At 68.6% G+C, this 20,573-nt stretch carries 23 protein-coding genes; 5 read left to right on the top strand and 18 right to left on the bottom strand.

Annotation, left to right across the window (positions count from 1 at the left end; genetic code table 11):
* Positions 1-5: 5 nt before the first annotated feature.
* The 3 genes from WEB29_00985 to WEB29_00995 are packed head-to-tail and all read right to left on the bottom strand — an operon-like array spanning position 6 to position 2,306.
* Positions 6-380 carry a type II toxin-antitoxin system VapC family toxin gene (locus WEB29_00985; protein MEX2135519.1) on the bottom strand — a complete coding sequence of 125 codons (375 nt, stop codon included), beginning with the start codon at positions 378-380 and terminating at the stop codon, positions 6-8.
* Positions 377-631, bottom strand: coding sequence for an AbrB/MazE/SpoVT family DNA-binding domain-containing protein (locus WEB29_00990; GenBank protein ID MEX2135520.1), 255 nt, complete (start codon positions 629-631; stop codon positions 377-379). The genes WEB29_00985 and WEB29_00990 overlap by 4 nt, the downstream gene beginning before the upstream one ends.
* A 40-nt stretch (positions 632-671) precedes the next feature.
* The gene (locus WEB29_00995; GenBank protein ID MEX2135521.1) at positions 672-2,306 is read right to left on the bottom strand and encodes an amidohydrolase; all 1,635 of its coding nucleotides are present in this window, start codon (positions 2,304-2,306) and stop codon (positions 672-674) included.
* 93 nt (positions 2,307-2,399) lie between these two features.
* On the opposite strand from WEB29_00995, the gene WEB29_01000 reads away from it, so the two are divergent.
* From WEB29_01000 to WEB29_01010, 3 genes are read left to right on the top strand one after another with little or no spacing between them, the layout of a single operon-like run.
* Positions 2,400-3,293: an ABC transporter substrate-binding protein gene (locus WEB29_01000; protein MEX2135522.1), complete on the top strand. Its 894-nt coding sequence runs from the start codon at positions 2,400-2,402 to the stop codon at positions 3,291-3,293.
* 41 nt (positions 3,294-3,334) lie between these two features.
* Complete coding sequence (locus tag WEB29_01005; GenBank protein ID MEX2135523.1) at positions 3,335-4,054, top strand: amino acid ABC transporter permease; 720 nt, start codon at positions 3,335-3,337, stop codon at positions 4,052-4,054.
* A complete protein-coding gene (locus tag WEB29_01010; protein MEX2135524.1) occupies positions 4,051-4,869 on the top strand; it encodes an amino acid ABC transporter ATP-binding protein in 819 nt (272 codons plus the stop codon). The genes WEB29_01005 and WEB29_01010 overlap by 4 nt, the downstream gene beginning before the upstream one ends.
* A gap of 46 nt (positions 4,870-4,915) precedes the next feature.
* Here the strand turns inward: WEB29_01010 and WEB29_01015 are convergent, their stop codons facing one another.
* The 14 genes from WEB29_01015 to WEB29_01080 all read right to left on the bottom strand — a co-directional run bounded on the left by WEB29_01015 (position 4,916) and on the right by WEB29_01080 (position 17,316).
* Complete coding sequence (locus WEB29_01015; GenBank protein MEX2135525.1) at positions 4,916-5,287, bottom strand: hypothetical protein; 372 nt, start codon at positions 5,285-5,287, stop codon at positions 4,916-4,918.
* Between the two features lie 126 nt (positions 5,288-5,413).
* Positions 5,414-6,490 carry an ATP-binding protein gene (locus WEB29_01020; protein MEX2135526.1) on the bottom strand — a complete coding sequence of 359 codons (1,077 nt, stop codon included), beginning with the start codon at positions 6,488-6,490 and terminating at the stop codon, positions 5,414-5,416.
* A gap of 3 nt (positions 6,491-6,493) precedes the next feature.
* Positions 6,494-7,198, bottom strand: a complete 705-nt coding sequence (locus tag WEB29_01025) for a response regulator transcription factor (protein MEX2135527.1) — start codon at positions 7,196-7,198, stop codon at positions 6,494-6,496.
* Positions 7,199-7,278: 80 nt separating this feature from the next.
* Positions 7,279-8,325, bottom strand: a complete 1,047-nt coding sequence (locus WEB29_01030; protein MEX2135528.1) for a class I SAM-dependent methyltransferase — start codon at positions 8,323-8,325, stop codon at positions 7,279-7,281.
* 132 nt (positions 8,326-8,457) lie between these two features.
* Complete coding sequence (locus WEB29_01035) at positions 8,458-8,856, bottom strand: SRPBCC family protein (GenBank protein ID MEX2135529.1); 399 nt, start codon at positions 8,854-8,856, stop codon at positions 8,458-8,460.
* A 206-nt stretch (positions 8,857-9,062) separates the two neighbouring features.
* Complete coding sequence (locus tag WEB29_01040) at positions 9,063-9,431, bottom strand: lysylphosphatidylglycerol synthase domain-containing protein (protein MEX2135530.1); 369 nt, start codon at positions 9,429-9,431, stop codon at positions 9,063-9,065.
* A gap of 78 nt (positions 9,432-9,509) precedes the next feature.
* Complete coding sequence (hemH, locus tag WEB29_01045) at positions 9,510-10,460, bottom strand: ferrochelatase (protein ID MEX2135531.1); 951 nt, start codon at positions 10,458-10,460, stop codon at positions 9,510-9,512.
* Positions 10,457-11,509, bottom strand: a complete 1,053-nt coding sequence (gene hemE / locus WEB29_01050) for a uroporphyrinogen decarboxylase (GenBank protein ID MEX2135532.1) — start codon at positions 11,507-11,509, stop codon at positions 10,457-10,459. The genes hemH and hemE overlap by 4 nt, the downstream gene beginning before the upstream one ends.
* Positions 11,502-12,719: a glutamate-1-semialdehyde 2,1-aminomutase gene (gene hemL / locus WEB29_01055; protein MEX2135533.1), complete on the bottom strand. Its 1,218-nt coding sequence runs from the start codon at positions 12,717-12,719 to the stop codon at positions 11,502-11,504. Before hemL ends, hemE begins: the two co-directional genes overlap by 8 nt.
* Positions 12,720-12,754: 35 nt before the next feature.
* Positions 12,755-13,441: a chlorite dismutase family protein gene (locus WEB29_01060; GenBank protein MEX2135534.1), complete on the bottom strand. Its 687-nt coding sequence runs from the start codon at positions 13,439-13,441 to the stop codon at positions 12,755-12,757.
* On the bottom strand, positions 13,438-14,421 hold the full coding sequence (gene hemB, locus WEB29_01065) for a porphobilinogen synthase (protein ID MEX2135535.1): 984 nt from the start codon (positions 14,419-14,421) through the stop codon (positions 13,438-13,440). The genes WEB29_01060 and hemB overlap by 4 nt, the downstream gene beginning before the upstream one ends.
* Positions 14,422-14,459: 38 nt before the next feature.
* Positions 14,460-15,215 carry a uroporphyrinogen-III synthase gene (locus tag WEB29_01070; GenBank protein ID MEX2135536.1) on the bottom strand — a complete coding sequence of 252 codons (756 nt, stop codon included), beginning with the start codon at positions 15,213-15,215 and terminating at the stop codon, positions 14,460-14,462.
* Positions 15,212-16,105 (bottom strand): hydroxymethylbilane synthase, encoded by an 894-nt coding sequence (hemC, locus tag WEB29_01075; protein MEX2135537.1) that lies wholly within the window; start codon positions 16,103-16,105, stop codon positions 15,212-15,214. The genes WEB29_01070 and hemC overlap by 4 nt, the downstream gene beginning before the upstream one ends.
* On the bottom strand, positions 16,105-17,316 hold the full coding sequence (locus tag WEB29_01080) for a hypothetical protein (GenBank protein MEX2135538.1): 1,212 nt from the start codon (positions 17,314-17,316) through the stop codon (positions 16,105-16,107). Before WEB29_01080 ends, hemC begins: the two co-directional genes overlap by 1 nt.
* A gap of 220 nt (positions 17,317-17,536) precedes the next feature.
* Here WEB29_01080 and WEB29_01085 point away from each other — a divergent pair, with 220 nt between their 5' ends.
* Positions 17,537-18,166, top strand: a complete 630-nt coding sequence (locus WEB29_01085; protein MEX2135539.1) for a helix-turn-helix domain-containing protein — start codon at positions 17,537-17,539, stop codon at positions 18,164-18,166.
* The gene (locus WEB29_01090; GenBank protein ID MEX2135540.1) at positions 18,166-18,636 is read left to right on the top strand and encodes a hypothetical protein; all 471 of its coding nucleotides are present in this window, start codon (positions 18,166-18,168) and stop codon (positions 18,634-18,636) included. Before WEB29_01085 ends, WEB29_01090 begins: the two co-directional genes overlap by 1 nt.
* Positions 18,637-18,675: 39 nt before the next feature.
* Here the strand turns inward: WEB29_01090 and WEB29_01095 are convergent, their stop codons facing one another.
* On the bottom strand, positions 18,676-20,430 hold the full coding sequence (locus WEB29_01095) for an FAD-binding protein (protein ID MEX2135541.1): 1,755 nt from the start codon (positions 20,428-20,430) through the stop codon (positions 18,676-18,678).
* Positions 20,431-20,573 lie beyond the last annotated feature (143 nt).

Below are 20,573 nucleotides of genomic sequence, written 5' to 3' on the forward strand. Positions count from 1 at the left end.
GGAGCTCAGCGAACGAGGAGCACCCGGGGACCATGTGCAATGGATCGCCACACAGAATCGGTCGTCACCACAGTGAGGTCGAGCCTCAGCCCAAGGGCCAGGCACAGCCGATCGGCGAGGGAGAACGTCGACCCGAACTCCCATAGATCAGCCGCACGCTCGGCGTCCTCCGCGGTCACGTCAACGACTTCGAGGCCGAACGACGTGAGCAGGCGAGCGACGAGCCCGGGCTGTGCTCCATGCTGTCGTGCCTTCTGCAACACCTCGGACCAATTGGCGGCGCCGATGATCCCCTCCATGATGTGCCGCTCCGCGATATCGCTGCCATGCTCGTCCTGGAACCAGGCCAGCACGACCGACGCGTCGATCACCGCGCTCACCGCGTCCGCGACTCCTCAGCGGCGGCAGCGCGCCGATCGCGCAACAGGTCCTCCGCCATGCTCGTCCCAAGATCGGCGAACATTCCCCGCAGCCGCTGCTTGACGGCCGCTCGCGGGAGCAGGAGCACGCCGTCCCCTTCGACCACAGCTACGAGCTGGCTTCCCTCTTCCAGGCCGAGACGCCGCCGGATCTCCACGGGAATCACGACCCGGCCCTTGGGTCCCACCGATAGCACGTTGGTGTCACTCACGGTTGAATGGTGGCACCCATGCCTGGGGACGTCAACCGTTTCATGCAGCTGAGTGCAGGACCTCTCCGCCGACGACCGTCATCCAGATCGGGATGCCACGAATGGCCTCGGCCGGCGTAGCGAGCGGGTCGCCATCCAGCACCGCGAAATCGGCCAGCTTGCCCACCTCGATCGAGCCGATCCGATCCTCCAGGTGGAGCGCCCGCGCCGCGTTGATGGTGTGCGCGGCGAGGGCCTCCTCGACCGTCAGCTCCTGGTCCGGCCCGATGCGCACGCCATTGGGCGTGACCCGGTGCATCGCGGCCGCGATGGTGTCGAGCGGCCGGTAGCTCTGCACAAAGGCGTCGCTGCTGATCGCGGGACGGATCCCCAGCTCCAGCTGGTCTCGCAGTGGCATGGATCGGTGAACGCGCTCGCCCAGGTGGTCGTGCCAGATGTCGCCGAGCTCGGCAATCGAGCCGGGCTGCGTGACGGGCACCATCCCCAGCCGCGCGATGCGGGCGAGCTGATCAGGGGTCGGCCAGGTCGAGTGCTCGATGCGGTGCCGAATGTCGCTGTCCGGTGAGGCGGCCATGGCCGCCTCGACGGCATCGAGCATGATCCCCATGGCGCGGTCGCCCATCGTGTGGATGGCCAGCTGCCAGCCGGCGCCGGCGGCCCGCTTCAGCAGGTCAGCCAGCTCCGCCGGCTGGTGGTAGAGCGAGCCGGGGTACTGGCCGCGTGAACCCATCGGCTGGCTGAACATGGCGGTGCCGCCGGTGATGGCGCCATCGGTGTAGAACTTCATAGCGCCGATGCGCAGGCGGTCGTCTCCCATCGGGCCAACCAGACCGATGGCCAGGTACTCGTCGAGCTGGTGGGACAGCGGCAGCATCACCGTCCGAATGGGCAGGTCGCCCCTGCTGCGCGCCAGCTGATATGCCTGCATCTCGCGCGAGGTGACCTGCGGATCGCAGATGGTCGTCAGTCCCGCCGCCAGGTAGCGCCGCGATGCCTCGCCGATCATGCGGGCCAGCTCATCGGTCTCGACTGCGGTGTGGATGTTGGGCCCGTGCCCGCAGATGTCGACCGAGGTCTGCAGCACCAGGTTGGTGGCTGAATCGAGCAGCAGCCCGGTGAGCCGCCCGGATTCGTCGCGCTCCAGCGATCCGCCCTCCGGATCCGCGGCGGCATCGGTCAGTCCGGCATCCGCCAGCGCTCGAGAGTTGACCAGGACGTAGTGCCCGGAGACGTGAAGGATCACCACCGGGTGCTCCTCGCCAGCCTCGTCGAGGTCCCGGCGGGTGGGCTTCCGGCCGTCGGCAAACCGCGTCCAGTCCATCCCGAAGCCACGGATCCATGAGCCGGGCGGCGTCCGCTGCGCGGCCACGTTGATCGAGGCGACCAGGTCGGCGATGGAGCCAGCCGATCGAGGACTGGCGTCGACGGCAAAAAAGGTCTCGGCGGTGCAGGCCATGTGGTTGTGCGCGTCGATGAAGCCGGGAACCATGGTGCGGCCGCCGAGGTCGATGGTCGTCGCAGCGGCCCCCACCTGCGACCGAACCTCCGCCTCCGCACCGACCGCCGCGATCCTGCCCTCACGAACCCCCACCGCGGCGGCGGAGGGTCGCCCGGGGTCGGAGGTCAGGATCCGCCCGTTGGTGTAGACGGTCGCTGCCGCGTCGGGAGCGTTCACGCCGGCATGGTACGTCCCTTGTACCGACATCCCCAGCGTGGTACAAACCCCACTCGGCATTTCGACGAGACGAGGAGCTTCAGGAGGCAGAAGGTGATCGTCCGCAGAAGTTCGTTCCTGGCCGTGGCAATCGCAGCGATCCTCGTGGCGGCGTGCACGCCGGCCGGCTCGGGAAGCCCGAGCGAGGCGGCCAGCGAGGCCGCAAGCGCCGCGGCATCGGCCTCCACCATCCCGGCTCCCACCAGCCTGATCACCGCCGGGGAGCTGGTTGACTGCGTCGACATCGAATACCCGCCGCTCGAGTACTTCGAGACCTCCGACGTGACCGATCCGAACGCGGCCATCGGCTTTGACGTCGATGCTGCCAAGGCGGTCGCCGAGAAGCTCGGCCTGGAGATCACCATTCGCAACACCGCGTTCGACGCGCTCATCCCGGACCTCACCGCTGGGCGCTGCGACATCGTGTGGTCAGGCCTCTTCATCTCCGACGAGCGCCTCGCCGTTGCGGACGCCACCCCGTACATGGCCACCGGTCACGTCGTGATGGTGGTGAAGGGCAACCCGGAGGGCATCGAGACGCTGGACGACCTGTGCGGCAAGACGGTCGCGATCCAGACCGGCGGCCTGGTCGAGACGGTCTCGGCCGAGGCGAGCAAGGCCTGCACCGATGCGGGGAATCCGAAGATCGAGATCCAGGGATACGCCAAGGTCGCCGACGAGTTCCAGCAGATCGTCCTTGGCCGCGCGGTCGCGATCTGGGAGACCCAGGAGGCGGTCGCCGACTGGATGAACCGGAACCCGGACAAGTACGAGGTCGCCTTCGTCGCGTCCCAGGACAAGACCTACGGGATTTACCGCCAGAAGGAGCACGAAGACATCGGTGACGCCATCGCAGCGGCCCTGCGGGCGCTGAAGGATGACGGCACGCTGGCGGAGATCGCCGAGAAGTACAACCTGGATCCGGCCACCCTCGACAAGATCGAATAAGCGTCCCCCCGGCGGCGAACTGAAGATCGAGTGAGGCAAGCGTGGACTTCCAAGGGCCGATCTTCTTGGAGGCGCTCACCTCCAACTCGCTGATTCAGGGCGTCCAGATCACCATCGCCCTGACCGTCGTCGCCTTTGCGCTGGGCCTGGTCATCGGGCTGGTGGTGGCCGTCCTGCGTGACAGCCGGCTGCGGGTCCTGCGGGCGCTGTCGTGGACCTACATCTGGATCTTCCGGGGCATCCCCACACTGATCCAGCTCTTCATCGTGTGGCAGGCGCTGCCGCAGCTATTTCCTGCGCTGAGGGAGCCGTGGTTCACACCGTTCCTGGCAGCGACCATAACGCTGGCGTTCAACGAAGCGGCGTATGCGGCTGAGATCCTTCGCGGCGGCCTGCTGGCGGTGGACGATGGGCAGAGGCTTGCGGCTCGCGCCCTCGGCATGCCGCCCTTCAAGGTATTCAGCAAGGTGGTTGCGCCCCAGCTCACCCGGGTCGCGATCCCCGCCATGGCCAACGACTTCATCACCCTGCTCAAGATCACAAGCCTTGCCAGCGTCACCTCGCTGCGTGAGCTGATGACGAACACGCAGGCTGCCGTCTCCTCCTCGTTCCGCTTCGCCGAGTGGTACCTGGCGGCGGCCCTCTACTACCTGGTGCTGGTCAGCATCTTCATGGTCGGCCAGTCGTGGCTCGAGCGTCGCTACCAGTGGACGTCGCGCGCCCGCACCCCCAGGTCGCTCATACGCGCGATCGGCCGATGACCGGGCAGATCCTCGACGAGGCGGTCCTCCAGGAGCTCGCCGCCACGCCCGCGACCGAATACGTCATCGAGGCGCGCGACGTCTGGAAGCGATACGGCTCGAATGAGGTGCTGCAGGGCGTCTCGCTCGGGGTGCATCGCGGCGATGTGAAGGCGATCCTCGGTCCATCCGGCTCCGGCAAGAGCACATTCCTGCGCTGTCTCGGGCTGTTGGAGCCGATCGACCGCGGGGAGGTTCACCTCGAGGGCGCCCGCGTGGGGGTCCGCGAATCGCGTGGCCGCTACGTCACTCTGCCGGAGCGCATGCTCGCGCGCCAGCGAACCGACATCGGCATGGTCTTCCAGCGCTTCAACCTGTTCCCCCACCTCACGGCGCTGGGCAATGTGATGCTCGGCCTGACTGTCGTGCTGGGCAAGTCAGATACGGATGCACGAGCCACGGCCAACGTCATGCTCGAACGGGTCGGGCTCGGCCAGCGAGCCAGCTTCTACCCCTCCGAGCTGTCGGGCGGACAGCAGCAGCGCGTGGCCATCGCCCGCGCGCTGGTCATGCATCCGAAGGTGATGCTCTTCGACGAACCGACGTCGGCCCTCGACCCCGAGCTGGTCGGCGAGGTGCTGACGGTGATGGAGGAGCTGGCCCGCGAGGGGATGACCATGATCGTGGTCACCCACGAGATCGGCTTCGCAAAGGACGTGGCCGGGCGCGTGGTGATGATGGACGAGGGGCGCATCATCGAGGACGCCCCACCCGACGAGTTCTTCGGCAACCCGCGCGAGGAGCGAACCCGAAAGTTCCTGGAGGCCGTCCGCTAACGGAGTGGCCGGCCCTCGGGGGCCGGCCACACAGGATCCCGGACGCTCAGGCGTTCGGCAGAATCGGGCATCGGAAGTCTGCGTCGGGCATGCGCTGCAGCGTGATCTCATCGGCATCGACCAGCTCCATCACATCGTCGAAGTCGGTGAGCAGGAAGGCCTCACCCGGGTCCACCCAGGTCGCCACCCAGACCATCCAGCGCCCGCCGTGCGAGCCTTTTCCGGGCGCGTATTGCGCCACATCTAGCTGGTCGAAGTTGCTGAAATGGATGATGGGGTCAGTGCCCGTGCCCGGCTCGACGTGGGCGGGGTTGCCGAAGGTGCGGAAGGCGTCGCCCTCGGCATAGATCGTCCCGAACGTGCGGGCGCCGACGGGCGCAACCAGCGCCAGGCTGAGCGCCGCAAGGAGGGAAAGCATGAGGAGAACTCGTCGCATCTCGGACCTCGGATTGGGGCCGGCGTCTCCGGCCGTCGAGGGTAGGGTCGGCCGGGCGCGTGACGGCTTGATGACGCTCGGATATCGGGAACGTGAAATTGGCGGTCGTCAGGTCGTATGGTTCCCGGTCGGCAGGGTGAACCAGATCTGGGACAGGCCGTCTGCCGACGACGCACCAACCTGCCCACCGTGCGCTTCCACGATCTGCCGCGCGATCGCGAGCCCGATGCCCGCCCCTCCACTGGCTCTCGCGCGCGATCGGTCCACCCGATGGAGACGCTCCCAGATCAGCGGCAGCTCGTCGGCCGGGATCCCGACGCCGGTGTTCTCGATCGAGCAGCGCACCGCCTCACGCTCGGCGCCCAGCCGCACCGTGATCCGGCCGCCGTCATCGGTGTAGCGTGCGGCGTTCTGCACGAGGTTGGTGATCACCTGGCCGATGCCATCGCCATCGCCATCCACGCGTGGAACCGCCACCGGCTCATCGAATGCGACCCGGATGTGGCGCTGCGTCAGCTCCGGCGACGCGAGCTCGAGCGCGCGCCTGACCATCGCAGCCAGGTCCAGCGCCTCGTTTCCCGGTGGACGGTCACCACCCCCGCCGCGCGCCAGCTGATCGAGCCCGTCGACCAGTCGCGTCAGGCGCTCGATCTCCTCGTGCACGGTCCGAAGCATCTCCGGGGTCGGCTCCACGACCTGGTCTGCCAGCGCCTCGGTGTAGCCGCGAAGGCTGGTCAGCGGGGTGCGCAGCTCGTGTGCAACATCCTCGACCAGCGCCCGCCTCTGACCCTCGGTCCGTTCCAGGGTCGCCGCCATGCGGTTGAACGATTCTGCCAGGCGGCGCAGCTCCGGGTCGGGCGGTTCGGGCACACGGGCGCCGAGATCGCCCCGCGCAATCGACCGCGAGGCGCCGGTCAGCTGTGCCAGCGGCCGCATCAGGCGACGGACCAGCCACCAGGCGGCCAGGCTGCCCAGTACGATCCCCGCCACGGCGCCGATCAGCATGACCTGCACGACGTACTGGTTGAACATTGCCTGCGCCTCCGCGGGCGTAGACACGCCCTCCATCAGCAGGTGCATGACCTGTTCGGTACTGAACTGGATGACCACGCCGACGATCACCGTCGCCACCAGCAGCGAGAGAAGCACGAACAGGACCACGAGGCGCGCGCTCAGGCTGCGCATCGATCAGCTGCCGTTCTGGCGTTCGACCGCGGAAACGAACTTGTAGCCGACGCTGCGAACTGTGGCTACGTAGCGCGGGTGTGCCGCGCTGTCGCCCAGCTTGCGTCGGAGGCGCCCCACGTGAACGTCGATCGTCCGATCCAGGATTCCCGGATCGTCGGCGGCGTGGATCGCCTCGATCAGCTCGTCTCGCGCAAAGACGCGGCCCGCCCGGCTCATGAGGGCGTGGAGAAGGCGGAATTCGAAGTTCGTCATGTCGACCGGAGCGCCGTCGAGTTGCACCTCCACGCTATTTGGGTCGACCACCAAGCCATCCGCGGTCAGAACCGGCTGATCGACCGCCGGCGTGCGCCGCCGGCGCAGGTGGGCACGAATGCGGGCCATCAGCTCGCGAGGGCTGAACGGTTTGACAACATAGTCATCGGCCCCCAGATCGAGACCGATGACCTTGTCGGAATCGCCGCTCCGGGCGGTGAGGAGCATGATCGGGACGTCGCTCTCCTCCCGCAGCCGGCGGCAGACCTCCAGCCCGTCGATCCTGGGCAACATGACGTCCAGGAGGATCAGGTCGGGAGTGTGCTCTTTGGCGGCGGCGAGCGCTTCAACGCCATCGGCGGCGAACACCACCTGGTGGCCGTCGCGCGCGATGTACAGGCGCAGCAGCTCGCGGATCTTGGGGTCGTCATCGACGACGAGCACGGCAGCCATGGCGGCGGGACCATATCACCGGCTCGTGACCGCCGTGTGACGGCCTCCGAGGACCAGGACGGATAATCCACCGGCCGAGATCAGGACGGAACGCGCTCGGCGACCTGCAGGCCAAATCCTCCACCCGGAACCAGTGATATCGACTTGCGCGGCACCAGTCCAGCGTCGACCTGCCACGACCGCATCTCGTCGAAGGTCCAGATCCCCGATTCGCTGGTCAACGCGAAGTAGAGGTCGAAGAAGGCACCCTGCTGGCCTCCCCTGCCGGGCGAACTCGGGCGAAGCGCGTCACCGATGACCAGGTACCCACCTGGGCGCAGGGCCTGGGCGGCTCGGCGCGCGAGAAGGCGGTTGGTCGCGTCATCAAAGTGGTGCACGAGGCTGAACATCAGAATCAGGTCGAAGACAGCCTCACCCAGATCGTCATTGAGCGCGTCGCCGGCTCGCATCACAACCCGATCCCCCATCCCCTCCTTTTCCAGGAGCGGCGCGGCGTGCTCGACAGCCGCGGGCAGGTCGAGCACCGTCGCTCGGAGCCCGGCGTGCCGTCTGCAGAGAACCACCGAGAAATAGCCGTGTGAACCGCCGATGTCCAGCATCTCGGTCGCGCCCGCCGGCACCGGGACCCGCCGCGCGAGGAACGGCGCAAGCACATTGGCTTGAGCCCGCATTCCACGCTGATAAGCACCCCAGTCCTCTTTGGACATCGTCCCGTGGACGTCGAGCGGTTGGCCGTCGCGCACGAACGAGTCCAGCTGGTCGATCCAGCGCCACTCGAGCTCCTTCATCAGGATCACGTCGCGGATCGACCCAGGGGCCTCGGCCAGCAACCAGCGCCTCGTATGACGGGCCAGCCGGTACGTGCCACCGCGATAGGCAACGTACTTCATCGTCACCAGCAGATTGAGCAGCTTCTCCGTGCCCCGCAGATCGGTCTCGCAGACCTCGGCGACTGCCATCGCTGAGCGCGGGACGGTGCTGAGTGCCTCAAAGATCCCGAGCCGCGTGGCGGTCGTGATGGCCCGAGCGTAGGCCGGGCTGTAGGCCTCGAGCATGGCCACGGGCACCAGGCCGGAGGCCAGCACAGCGCTCTCCAGCGGGTTCTCGGCCATCAGTCCAACTCGCATCGGATTACCTCCTCCAAGCAATCGGCAGCGCGCCCCAACCTGTCAACCCGGTCGCCCACGAGATTCGCTGAATCGATCCTGTCTCGCCGAGGTCAGGGCCCTCGGCTGGCTTCCAAGTGCCGCTTCGAACCCTCAGCTGCGCTGCGGGTGTTGCGCCTGAAGACCGTCCGTCGCAATAGAGGGGCCAGGAGCCCGCCCAAGGCGCCAGTGGCCTCGAGCCAGAATTCCGCCCCATGTGCCAGCGCCATCGGGCGACAGGACGTGCCCGCCGGTAACGAGCAGGCCGGGGGCAAGCGACGACTCCCATGTGAAGGAGCGCCCCTCGTCGTATTCGGTTACCCGCCAGTTCGACGCCAGCATCCCCTTCGGCCGCACCCGCACGCGGCTGCCGAGCGCCAGCGGAGCAGCATCGAGTCGCTCGAGGCGCTTGAACTGCGATGCCCAGGCCGGCCAACCCTCGACGTCGACCAGGACCTCCCAGACCTCGGCCGGCGTCGCGGCAATGGGGATGCTGCTGGCAAATCGTGACATCCGCTTCCTCATCGGCTCCTGTCTGTCACAGGGACCCAGCCCGCCCAACAGGCTTCACGACTGGCGAGAGCATCAGGAGGGGAACCATCGCAAGGCTCATCCTACGCCTGCAAATGTGGCGAACCCAACGCTTGGTTGTAATCCCTACTACGCTCGAGCCGGAGGCGGCGCCCGGACGCAGCGTGACGGCCGGGAATCCCGCCGGGCTACCTCGACGCGCTCGCCCGAAAGCCTTGCTGAGTCCCTTCGTTGCTGCCCCGTGTACCGGTCCGTCCCGAGACGATGAGCGCCGCGCCAAGCGCCATCGTCCCCACGAGAGCCAGACGATTCAGGAGGGCTGTTGCAAGCGCCATCTCGGCTGTGAGGCCAATCTGCAAGAACAGAACTGACAGTGCCGCCTCCTGAAAGCCGAGACCGCTCGGCGAAAGAGGAAGAAGGATCGTGAGGCGCGGGACAGCAATGCATGCGAGGACGGGGCCTGCGTCAGCGTGCCCGCCCAAGGCCGCGACCAGCAGGTAGACCATCGCGATGCTTCCGAGGTGGAAGGCGAGAGCGAGGCTCGGGGCGGGGGGCACTTTGTGGCGGAATTTGCCCGATGCCGCCGTCGACCTGGTCTACCCCGACTCGCCCTGGCACGCATCGGCCGAGGCGACCTACGCAGAGATCTCCGCCAGGATCGCGTCTTGGGCGACCTGACCCAACGCCGCCACTAGCTCCGACATGACGTTCAGCGACTCGATGCGGGCAAAGGCCATGCCCGCCTCATCGGCCTGCGCTCGTGCGCCGATGTCGATGTCGTACAGCACCTCCAGGTGATCGGACAGGAACTGGATGGGGGCGACCAGGACAGACCGATGACCGGCATCGCGTAGCTGAGGCAGCAGATCAGCGAAATCAGGTTTCATCCATTCCCCCGGTTCATGCCCAGCCGACTGCCAGCAGAAGTGCCACCGATCCGGCGGTAGCCCCGCCCGCCCGGCGACCATCTCGGCCGTCTCGCGAAGCTGGTCCAGGTACCGCGGCTCCATCTCCGCCACGCGACGCGGCAGCGAGTGGGCGGTCAGCAGCACCGGCGCGCGATCCCGCTCGGCGGCCGGCAGCCGACCGAGCCCCTGATCAATGCGCCTGGCGACTGCCTCGACGAAGCGCTCGTTTCGATACCACGGCGGCGCCAGGCGAACCCGGGGCGCATCCGAGCCCAGCGCCGAGGCTGCATCATTGAGAGCGCGCTCGTACCCGCTCATCAGCATGCCGGAGAACTGCGGGCTCATGATGATGCCCACCACCTCGCCGCAGCCGGCCTCCGCCAGCGCGCCAAGTCCGGCGGCGATGGTTGGCTCGGAGAAGCGCATCCCGGCGACGGCGCGTGCGTCAACGCCGTCCCCGCGCAGCCCTTTCTCGACGGCGGCCGCCTGTGCCTGGGTGATGGGAATCAGCGGCGACCCGCCGATCGCGTCGTAGCGCCGCCGGAACTCGGTGACCACCTCCGGCGCGACGGGTCGCCCGCCGCGCACGGCCGTGAGGTAGCGCGGCATGTCATCGAGGTCGTCCGGCGAGCCGTAGGTCATCAACAGGACGCCCAACCGCCGCGCGTGCGGCTTCATCGGGCGCTCTCCGTGTGCACGAACTCGACCAGGCGGGTGAGCAGGGCGGGATCGGTGTCGGGCAGGACGCCATGGCCCAGGTTGAAGATGTGCCCCGGTCTATTCGCTGCGCGGCGCAGCACATCCAGCGCCCCATCCCGCGTGGCATCCCACCCGGCCAGCAGCCGGGTGGCGTCCAGGTTGCCCTGGATGCCCCGTTCGAGACCGATCCGGCCCCAGGCAACGTCGAGCGACTGGCGCGCATCAACGCCGATCACGTCGCCGCCCGCTTCCGCCATCAGCTCCAGCAGCGCGGCCGTCCCGGTCCCGAAGTGGATGGTGGGTGCGCCGCGCACGGCCGCGAAGATGCGCGCCACGTGCGGCTGAACGTAGATCACGTAGTCGGCCGGCGAGAGGGCGCCAACCCAGGAGTCGAAGAGCTGCACCACCTGCGCCCCGGCGGCCACCTGCGCGTTGAGATAGCGGATGACCACCTCGGCGAGCTTCTCCATCAGCGCATGCCAGGCGCCCGGCTCGCGGTACATGAAGGCCTTGGCGATGGCGTAGTCGCGCGACGGCCGCCCCTCGATCAGGTAGCAGGCCAGCGTGAAGGGGGAACCGGAGAAGCCGATCACCGCCTGCTTCCCCGCGAGCTCGCCGCGCACCAGTCGGATCGCCTCCATCACGAACCCGACCTCCTCGGCCGGCTCGATCAGCCGCAGCCGGTCCACGTCGGCCGCGGAGCGGACCGGGTTGTGGATGATCGGGCCCAGGTCGGGCTGGATCTCGAGCGAGACGCCCATCGGCTCCAGGGGCAGCATGATGTCCGCGAACAGAACCGCCGCATCGACGCCGAAGGTGCGAACCGGCATCAGGGTGACCTCGGCGCAGAGCTCAGGCGTCTTGGCGAGGGTCAGGATCGGGTAACGCTCTCGCAGCCTGCGGTAGTCGGCCAGCGCGCGTCCCGCCTGGCGCATGAACCAGACCGGCGTGGCGTCGGGCTGCTCGTGGCGCAGGGCCGCCAGGAACCGGGCCTCGCCGGTCATGCGCTTGGTGGGCACGTCAAGCATCCGATGCTCCGAGCCCTGCGAGTGCGCGACCGGCCGCGTCCAGCGTCGCATCGAGCTCGCCGCGTCCGTGCGCGGCGGAGAGGAACCAGGCCTCGTGCTGGGAGGGCGGCAGCATCACCCCCGCCTCGAGCATGGCATGGAAGAAGCGCGCAAAGCGTGCGTCGTCGTCGAAGAAGAGGGTGAGCAGCGAGCCGGCGCGCTCCAGACGCGCCGCCACGCCGGCGTCGGCCGCAGCCTCCGCCAGGCCTGCCTCCAGCACGGCGCCAGCCTCCTCCAACTGCTCATAGACCGATGGCGTGAGCTCCCGCAGCGTCGCCAACCCGGCGGCCATGGCCAACGGATTGCCCGACAGGGTGCCCGCCTGGTAGAGAGGCCCGAGAGGAGCTACCAGTCCCATGATCTCGGTTGATCCACCGTAAGCGCCCACCGGCAGCCCACCTCCGATTATCTTGCCCAGGATGGTGAGGTCCGGCCGAACCCGGTACAGATCCTGGGCACCGCCACGAGCCACCCGGAAGCCGGTGATCACCTCGTCGAAGATGAGCAGCGTCCCGTGCCGGGCGGTCAGGCGGCGAAGCCCCTCGAGATAGCCCGGGTCGGGCAAGACCACGCCCATGTTGGCCGCGACGGGCTCCACGATCACCGCCGCCACGTCCCCGCGCCTGAGCAGTGCGGCGGCCGCCTCGAGGTCGTTGTAATCGACCACCAGGGTGTCCGCCGCAGCGCCCGCGGTCACCCCAGCGCTGGCGGGCAGCCCGGTGGCACCGGACCCGGCACGCACCAGCAGGGCGTCGGCATGCCCGTGGTACCCGCCAGCCATCTTGATGATCCGGTCCCGGCCGGTGAACGCCCGCGCCAGCCGCACGGCCGACATGGCCGCCTCGGTGCCGCTGTTCACGAAGCGCAGCTGCTCGATCGACGGCATGGCCGCCACGATCTCGTCGGCCAGCGCCACCTCGCCGGGGTTCGGCGCCCCGAAGGACGTGCCCCGAGCGGCGGCCTCCATCACGGCGGCAATCACCGCGGGATGCGCGTGCCCCAGGATCATGGGTCCCCAGGAGCCGATGTAGTCGATCAGCTCGTTGCCGTCCACGTCCCACAGGCGTGCGCCGGATGCACGCTCGATCACTCGCGGAACGCCGCCAACCGCGCGGAAGGCGCGCACCGGCGAATTGACGCCGCCCGGAAAGAGCCGCTCAGCGCGAGCCATCAGCTCGGCAGATCGTGAGGTCGAGGCAGCCACGCTCATGTGGCACTCCCCGACAGCTGCCGGAGGATCTCGCCAAGCGGCCGGTGGATGCCGGTGATGATCGGCGTGTCGCGCACCGTGGAGCGGCGGCTCTCCGTCTCGCGCAGCTCGCGGACCAGGTCCTGAAAGGCGACCAGCTCATCGGTCTCGTAGGCCACGATGAACTCCTGGTCGTCGAGGCCGAACGAGTAGGCGAGCAGCTGGCGCACCTGCGGGAACCGATGTCCGACCCGCATGTGGCCCTTCATCACCTCCTGCCGCTCCTCGGCCGGCGTCAGGTACCAATCGACGCTTTTCACGAACGGGTAGACGACCAGGTACCGCGACCGCTCCCCGGAGAAGAGGCTCTGCTCCTGGCTGCTCGGCCGCTTCACGTACTGGCTCGGCCGCGTCAGCCCGATCATCGAGATGGCCGGCGTCATCCAGCGACCGATGCCGCTGGCCAGCAGGTCCGCCGCCGTCTCCTCGATCTCCTCGATCCGGTCGGCCATGCGCCACAGCAGCAGGTCGCCCTCCGCCCGCAGGCCGATGGTCGAGTAGGCGTGCTGCATCACGCGCGCCTGTGAGCGTTCGGCGGCCGCACAGAACGCGGCGATCTCCGCCTCGCGCTCGGTCGCCGCCTGACGTCGCCACGCTGGATCCAGGCGCAGCAGCCAGGCATGCACGAAGCGTTCGTCGCTCATCGCCTGGCCTCGTCGCGCAGCCAGCCGGCCGCCTCAACGGCGAAGTAGGTGACGATGATGTCGGCGCCGGCGCGCGCGATGGCCACCAGGCTCTCGAGCGCGGCCGCCCGCCGGTCGAGCCATCCGTTGGCGGCGGCGGCGCAGATGGCGGCGTACTCGCCGCTCACCTGGTACGCGGCGATCGGGACATTGGTCCGGGCGCGCGCGGCAGCCACCAGGTCCAGCGACGGCAGCGCCGGCTTGATCATGACCATGTCGGCCCCTTCGGCCACGTCCGCATCGATCTCGCGGAGCGCCTCGCGCCCGTTGGCCGGGTCCATCTGGTAGCTGCGCCGGTCGCCGAACGCGGGAGCCGAGTCGGCGGCTTCGCGGAACGGGCCGTAGAAGGCGGAGGCGTGCTTGGCCGCGTAGGCCAGGATCGCCGTCTGACCGTGTCCCGCCTCGTCGAGCGCCGTGCGGAGAGCGGCCACCTGGCCGTCCATCATCGCGCTGGGCGCCACGATATCGGCCCCTGCCTCGGCCAGCGACACGGCGGTGCGAGCCAACATCTCCAGCGACGCGTCGTTGTCGACGGTTGCGTCCTCGCCGCTCCCTGCCAGGACTCCGCAGTGGCCATGGCTGGTGTACTCGCACAGGCACACGTCGGCGATGATCACCAGTTCGCGGTCCGCTGCCTTCAGCACGCGGATTCCCTCCTGGACGATCCCGTCAGGCGCCCAGGCGCCCGAGCCAGTGGCATCCTTGCTCGACGGCAGGCCGAACAGCAGCACCGATCTGACGCTGGCGGCTCGCAGGCGCGCCGCCTCCTCAGGCAGGGCGGCAAGCCCCAGGCGGTCCTGCCCGGGCATAGCATTGATCGGCTCACGACCCGAGGCGCCGGCCTGGATGAAGAGCGGCTGAACGAGCACCTGCGGATGCAGGCGGGTCTCTCGGACCAGGCCACGCAACGCCGGCGTGCGGCGCAGCCGCCGGCCGCGCATTGCAATCTGCAGCGCGTCGCCGGTCTCGAGGCTGAGGCTCACGGGATCTCCTTACTGAGGTGGGTCTGAATGGCCTCCGCCAGGTCGGCGACCATGTGCCGGCCGGCGACCACCGGGACCGCATAACCCGCCCGGCGCGCAACTGCGGCGGTCACTGGACCGATGCAGTAGGCCGGCAGGGCGGTGGCGCGCAGCGCCTCAGGCGGCGAGAGGAGAGCATGCAGACCGCGCACGGTCGAGCCGCTGGTGAAGATCACCCCGTCGAGCTCTTGCGCCAGTGCCGCGCGAACGCTGTCCCGCGACGCGGCCGGTCCCTCCACCGTCCGATAGGCGACAACGTCCTCGACGAGTGCCCCGCGCTCGAGCAGAGCGTCACGCAGGTCGCGCGTCGCCGCATCAGCGCGAGCCAGGACCACGCGCCTGCCCGTCACATCCCCAAGCCCCTCCGCGATGGCCACGGTTCGGTAGCGGGACGGCACATGATCGACCGGGACGCCGCCGGCCTCCAATGCCGATGCTGTCGCAGCACCCACCGCGGCCACGCGTACGCCAGCCGGCAGCGAGCGGCGAAGCGCCGCCAGGCGCTCAAGCAGTGCGGCGGCTCCATTGACGCTGGTGATGACCAGCCAGGCGGCGCCGTCCAGGGATTGGATCGCGTCGTCGAGCGCGCCACCAGGTGCAGCGGGGTCAATCTCAACCGTGGGCACGCTGATGGAGTTGATGCCGCGCTCCGCCAGCAACGAGACAAGCTCGGCAGCCTGCCCGGCGGGTCGCGTCACGAGCAGGGTGGTCAAGCGGTTGCCTCCCTGATGCGTGCCGCTGCCGCCGCGACCACCTCGGCGGGGCGGCCTGCCGGGCCACTCAGGTCTACGCGAGTAAAGCCACGCCGACCCTCGTACGCCGCGCGCAGTCGGAGCTGGCCGTCCACCGCCTCGGCGAGCGCACCGAGCGGGGCCAGACAGCCGCCGCCGAGCGCCCGCAGCAGGGCGCGCTCAACCTGGACCGCAACGCGGGTCGGTTCATGATCAAGGGAAACCACCACCGGCACGTCACCGGCTCGCACCTGGAGGGCCAGTGCCCCCTGACCGGGCGCCGGAAGCATGAGATCCAGCGGCAGCCGATCGTCATCGCTGACGGGGATTCCCAGCCGGTCGAGCCCCGCCGCGGCGAGGAGCAGCGCGTCGTACTCGCCGGCCTCGAGGCGCTGCAGGCGGGTATCCACGTTCCCACGGATCGGACGCGCCACGACGTCGGCCCTGGCCGCCGCCAGCTGTGCCGCGCGGCGCACGCTGCTGGTCCCGATTCTCGCCCCGAACGGGAGGCCGTCGAGACCTCCCGTGTGGCGGCTCAACAGGCAGTCCCGGGGATCGCCGCGTTCCAGGATCGCGCCGAGCCTGAGGGCCGGATTGGGGGCCGTCGGCAGATCCTTCAGCGAATGCACCGCGACATCGATCCTGTCCTCGAGCAGCGCCTCTTCCAGCTCTCCAGTGAATTGCCCATCGCCGACGACAAGGTGCCCGGCGGGTCGCCGCTCGCTGATGGCGTCACCCTTGGTGCGGATCTCGACAAGCTCCACCCAGCCGATACCCGGTGCGTTCACCAGGGCGGTTGCGGCGACTCGTGCCTGGGCGAGAGCCAGGCGGCTGCCGCGGGTGCCGACTCGAAGGGTCGTTGTGGTGGTCATCACTCGATCCCGAACACCTGTCTGACCCGTGCGGCAGCCTCGGGATCGTTTCGCAGGCGGAGCGTGGGCGCGTGGAGCAGCTCGCCCAACATCGCGGCAGTCATCGCCTCGACAGCGGCCGCCTGCTCATCGTCCAGGCTGCTCCTCAGGCGCAGACGCGCGAGGTGCCGCCGCCTGACATTGTCGGCGAGGGCCCGCAACATGGCGATGCCGTCGCCGCTGCCACGCACCTCGAGCCAAGCCGCGAATGCGCGCGCCTCGGCCTGCGCCTCGATCCGCAGACGACGTTCCACCTTCGGCGAGAGCCGCCGGGCCTCGTCTGCAACACCCAGTCGGTCGAGATCGAGCAGGAGGTCTCCGAGTCGGGCAGCTGCCTCCGGGGCCACGCTGGCCGGCGACGAGAGATCCACCACCAGGGGAGCGCGACCATCCAGGTGGCGGCCCTCGAGGCGCGTCACTCCACCGCGCACCGCGATCACCACGATGTCGTGCAGCAGCGGACCGGCGAGGGCGTCCGAGATGAGTGCCGCATCATGGCGCTCGGCATGGGCCAGTGCGGCGATGACACGATCGGCCCGCTCTGCGCTTCGGGATGCCACCGTGACGCACGCGCCACCGGCGGCGAAATGCGTCGCGAGGGTACGCGCCATCTCGCCGGTGCCGACGACAAGCGCCTGGAGTGGACGCCCGGACGGTGGCGCCACGCGTGCCTCGACCCAGCGCGCCGCCCGGTCCGCCAGCGAGCGGTCGCCGATCGGTTGCGCGAAGGACCGCACCCGCCTTCCGAAGCGAATCGCTCGGCGCAGCAGCTCATTCACGACCGGTCCGGTCTGGCCGCGTTCGAGCGCGGACGCATATGCGTCTCGCACCTGTCCGAGGATCTGCTCCTCGGCGATGACTGCGGAGTCGAGCCCTCCCGCGACAAGCATCACCCGCTCGACGGCAGCCAAGCCAGCGTACTGCCGCATCGCGTGCGGGAGATCAGCCATCTCCGCGTCAGCCCCGGCGAGTGCGATCAGCTCCACCCGATGGCACGTGTGGAGGAGCACCTGCTCGACGGACCCACCGCTGCGCTCCTCGAGGACGGCTGCCAACAGTTCTCGGGCTCCGGTGTCGACGTCGCGGACCGTGGCACTGGCAACGACCAGGCGGTCGAGCTGCGTGCCGCGGCGTGCAGGCCTTTCGCCCGGGCCGGGAAGGACAGGAGGCAAGCGAAGGTATCCTCATTGTCCGGCAGATTGGGGAGCAGACGGCGCAACGCTAGGTGCGCTCGTGCCGGGCGTCAAACAGAAACATAGGTTTTCCTATGTTTCTGACGATTCTGGCGGGGCTGGCTTCTAGGTCGGAGACCAAGTCGGACCGATGACCAGGCCGATGGGCCAATGTTCTCCACCCGTCTCTGTCCGGACCGTGTAATATTCGGCGAACGATATGTTTAATGAAAAAGCGAGGCGACGGAGTTATCGCCTCGGCAAGCGGGCGGAGACAGCTGAGGCGACCCGAAACCGGATCGTAAAGGCGACCCTGTCACTCCACGACGAGCAGGGCATCACCGGCACGAGCGTACGCGACATCGCCGGTCGCGCGAGCGTAGCGCCAGCAACCGTGCTCCACCACTTTCCGCGGATGGATGAGCTCATCGGGGCATGTGGTGAGCTCAGTGACCAGCTTGCCCCCATGCCGAGCGAGGCCGTCCTTGTCGGTGCCGGGGATCGGGCAGAGCGCATCCGCGCGATGGCCCGGGCAATGTTCGAATGGTGGGAGCTCCTCGGTCCCGGCTGGGACCACCTCGAGATCGACCGCCGCCGGATGCCGCAGGTCGATGCATGGCTGACCGATGTCGCCCTGCATCACCGCCAGCTGGCGGCCGCCGCGCTCGGTCCCGATCCGAATCCCGCGACTGTCGCATTGCTCGCGGCGATCACGACAACCGATGCATGGCGTTCCCTGCGGGACGCTGGTATGGACGCGACCCGGGCCGCCGGGCAGGTCGCGCGTTTCATTGAAGGGCGTAGCGACGTCCCGCCCTCAACCACGGACAGCAGAGAGCGAGTCCACTGATGGATCCCTTCGTCGCGTTCAAATTCCTCCATATCGCCTCCATGTTCTTCGCCGTCGCGCTCGCGGTCAGCGGGGAGATCGTCTTGCGGCGCGTGGCCGTAACTCACGACGTTGGCGCTATCCGCGTCACCGTGAGCCGAGTACGCCCCCTCGGGAACGTCTCCACCATTCTCTTTCTGGCGGGGGTTGCCTTCGGGATTGTCGCTGCGCTGACGGGGCACCTTGACCTGCTGGCGCCGTGGCTGATCCTCGCCTACGTCGCCTTCGTCGGCGCGATGCTGGTCGGCATCCTCATCACCGATCCATGGGTCGGGCGGCTCGCCGCCGCCGCCGCGAACAGCCCGGATAATGCCGCGTCGGAAGGCCTCCGCACGGTTATCGGTGATCCCATCGCACGAGCCGGCACTTGGACGCTCATGGTTCTCATTGCCGCGCTGGTCTTCATCATGGTGGTGAAGCCGCTCGCGTAGTGCGGTGCCGCTACGGCTCGATGAAGTACCCGACCTGCGTTATTCGAGAAGCTTCCCCGCCGGGTCGATATCACCAGCCCTGGCGAGCCACGGAGCAAGCTCCAAGGGAACCGCCGGAACGGGTACGGGTTGCAGTGTCATCCGGGCGTCGCCGTCACGCCCGACGATGAAATTGACCTCCATCGCCGGATCCAGCTCCGGGAAGTCCGAGCGGTTGTGCGCACCACGGCTCTCCTCGCGGGCAATCGCCCCGCGCAGGGTGGCTTCGGCAGTGCCCAGCATCGCCTGGACGTCCAGGACCTGGGCGAGGTCGCTCCACCCCTCCTCGCTGGGGCGCACGTCGACGCTCGGGAGCGCCGAGCGGACCTCGTCCAGCATCCTGAGCGCCTGCTGCATGTCGCTGGCATTGCGCACCACGCCGCAGCGCTCCCACATGACGTTGCGGACTGCCCGCTGCAGCGCCCGGCTGAGCTCGGCGCCGTGGTGGACCAGGCTGTCAAGGTCGGCGTGTGCCTCGTCGACGACTGGTTTGGACCGAATCTGCGATTCGCGCTCCCGTGAAAATCGTGCCGCTGCCTCACCGGCGCGACGGCCGAACACGAGTGTCTCCACCAGCGAGTTGCCACCCAGCCGGTTGGCGCCGTGCAGTCCCGCGGTGCACTCGCCCGCGGCATAGAGTCCAGTCACGTCCGTGGCATGGCTCGGCGGATCGACAACGATGCCGCCCATCGAGTAGTGCGCCGTGGGAGCGACCTCCATCGGCTCTTTAGCGATGTCGAGCATCTGATATTCCACGAACTGGCGGTACATGCGTGGCAGCTTTTCCAGGATCACGTCCTTGCCGAGGTGGGTCACGTCCAGGAAGACGCCGCCGTTGGGGCCGCCCCGCCGCTCCTTGATCTCGGTGTAGTTGGCCAGGGCGATGCGGTCGCGGCTGCTCAGCTCCATCCGCTCGGGGTCGTAGCGTTCCATGAAGCGCTCGCCCTGGGCGTTGTACAGCCGGCCGCCCTCGCCGCGCACGGCCTCGGTGACCAGGGTGCCGGCGACCTCCTCCGGCACCAGCATTCCGGTGGGGTGGAACTGGACGAGCTCCATGTCCATCAGGCGTGCCCCGGCCTGGGAGGCAAGCCACATGCCCTCGCCGTAGTTCTCGTCGCGCCGCGAAGAGCTGCGACGCCAGATGCGCGTATGCCCGCCCCCGCACAGGACGACCGCGTCGGCCTCAAAGACGGTGCGATCCCCGGTGTGCAGATCGAATGCCAGCGCGCCGAAACACTCGCCTTCCGCAATCAGCAGCCGTGAGACGTACTGGTCTTCGATCACCGGGATATCCAGCCTTTGTACCTGGTCGGCCAGGGTGGACAGAACGGCTCGCCCGGTGTAGTCCCCGGCGTAGCAGGTGCGCCGATACGTGTGGGCGCCGAAGTAGCGCTGGTCAAGCTGGCCGTCGGCGGTCCGCGCGAAGGGGCAGCCCCAGGCCGCCAGCTCATTGATGGCCGCCGGCGCCTCGCTGGCCATGATCTCGACAACGCGTGGATCGCTGAGGGAATAGCCCTCGCGCACGGTGTCGGCGAAATGCTGCTGCCATGAGTCCTCGGGGTCGACGGTGCCAAGCGCCGCGTTGATCCCGCCGGCGGCGAGCACGGTATGGGCATCAAGGCGGCTCCGCTTGCCGATGACCACCACGTCGACACCGGCCTGGCGGGCCGCAATTGCAGCTCTGAGGCCGGCCCCGCCGGTCCCGATGACCAGGACATTGCACGGGCGCGTGCGGCTCTCTGGTCTGGGGCTCATTGAGAAACTGACCGGGGCACGACCAGATCGTACCGGGATATGGAACCTCGCCTAGGCGACCACAGGCCTGGTGCCGGCCGGCCGGAGCCAGTAGTCCTCGAGGGTTGTGACACCCGTGATTCGCAGCATCTCGCCGATGATCC

This window comes from Chloroflexota bacterium (assembly GCA_040902225.1).
Taxonomy (GTDB): Bacteria; Chloroflexota; Limnocylindria; order QHBO01; family QHBO01; genus CF-167.

Bases quoted from the DNA above. Each gene is read 5' to 3' on its own strand.
- hemB (MEX2135535.1), bottom strand. From the start codon at position 14,421: ATGCGCGGCCGGCGGCTGCGCCGCACGCCGGCGTTGCGTGGCCTGGTC.
- WEB29_01060 (MEX2135534.1), bottom strand. From the start codon at position 13,441: ATGAGCGACGAACGCTTCGTGCATGCCTGGCTGCTGCGCCTGGATCCA.
- WEB29_01010 (MEX2135524.1), top strand. From the start codon at position 4,051: ATGACCGGGCAGATCCTCGACGAGGCGGTCCTCCAGGAGCTCGCCGCC.
- hemH (MEX2135531.1), bottom strand. From the start codon at position 10,460: ATGAAGCCGCACGCGCGGCGGTTGGGCGTCCTGTTGATGACCTACGGC.
- WEB29_01035 (MEX2135529.1), bottom strand. From the start codon at position 8,856: ATGTCACGATTTGCCAGCAGCATCCCCATTGCCGCGACGCCGGCCGAG.
- WEB29_01020 (MEX2135526.1), bottom strand. From the start codon at position 6,490: ATGCGCAGCCTGAGCGCGCGCCTCGTGGTCCTGTTCGTGCTTCTCTCG.
- WEB29_01090 (MEX2135540.1), top strand. From the start codon at position 18,166: ATGGATCCCTTCGTCGCGTTCAAATTCCTCCATATCGCCTCCATGTTC.
- WEB29_01030 (MEX2135528.1), bottom strand. From the start codon at position 8,325: ATGCGAGTTGGACTGATGGCCGAGAACCCGCTGGAGAGCGCTGTGCTG.
- WEB29_01025 (MEX2135527.1), bottom strand. From the start codon at position 7,198: ATGGCTGCCGTGCTCGTCGTCGATGACGACCCCAAGATCCGCGAGCTG.
- WEB29_01085 (MEX2135539.1), top strand. From the start codon at position 17,537: ATGTTTAATGAAAAAGCGAGGCGACGGAGTTATCGCCTCGGCAAGCGG.
- WEB29_01095 (MEX2135541.1), bottom strand. From the start codon at position 20,430: ATGAGCCCCAGACCAGAGAGCCGCACGCGCCCGTGCAATGTCCTGGTC.
- hemL (MEX2135533.1), bottom strand. From the start codon at position 12,719: ATGGCTCGCGCTGAGCGGCTCTTTCCGGGCGGCGTCAATTCGCCGGTG.
- hemC (MEX2135537.1), bottom strand. From the start codon at position 16,105: ATGACCACCACAACGACCCTTCGAGTCGGCACCCGCGGCAGCCGCCTG.
- WEB29_01015 (MEX2135525.1), bottom strand. From the start codon at position 5,287: ATGCTTTCCCTCCTTGCGGCGCTCAGCCTGGCGCTGGTTGCGCCCGTC.
- hemE (MEX2135532.1), bottom strand. From the start codon at position 11,509: ATGCTTGACGTGCCCACCAAGCGCATGACCGGCGAGGCCCGGTTCCTG.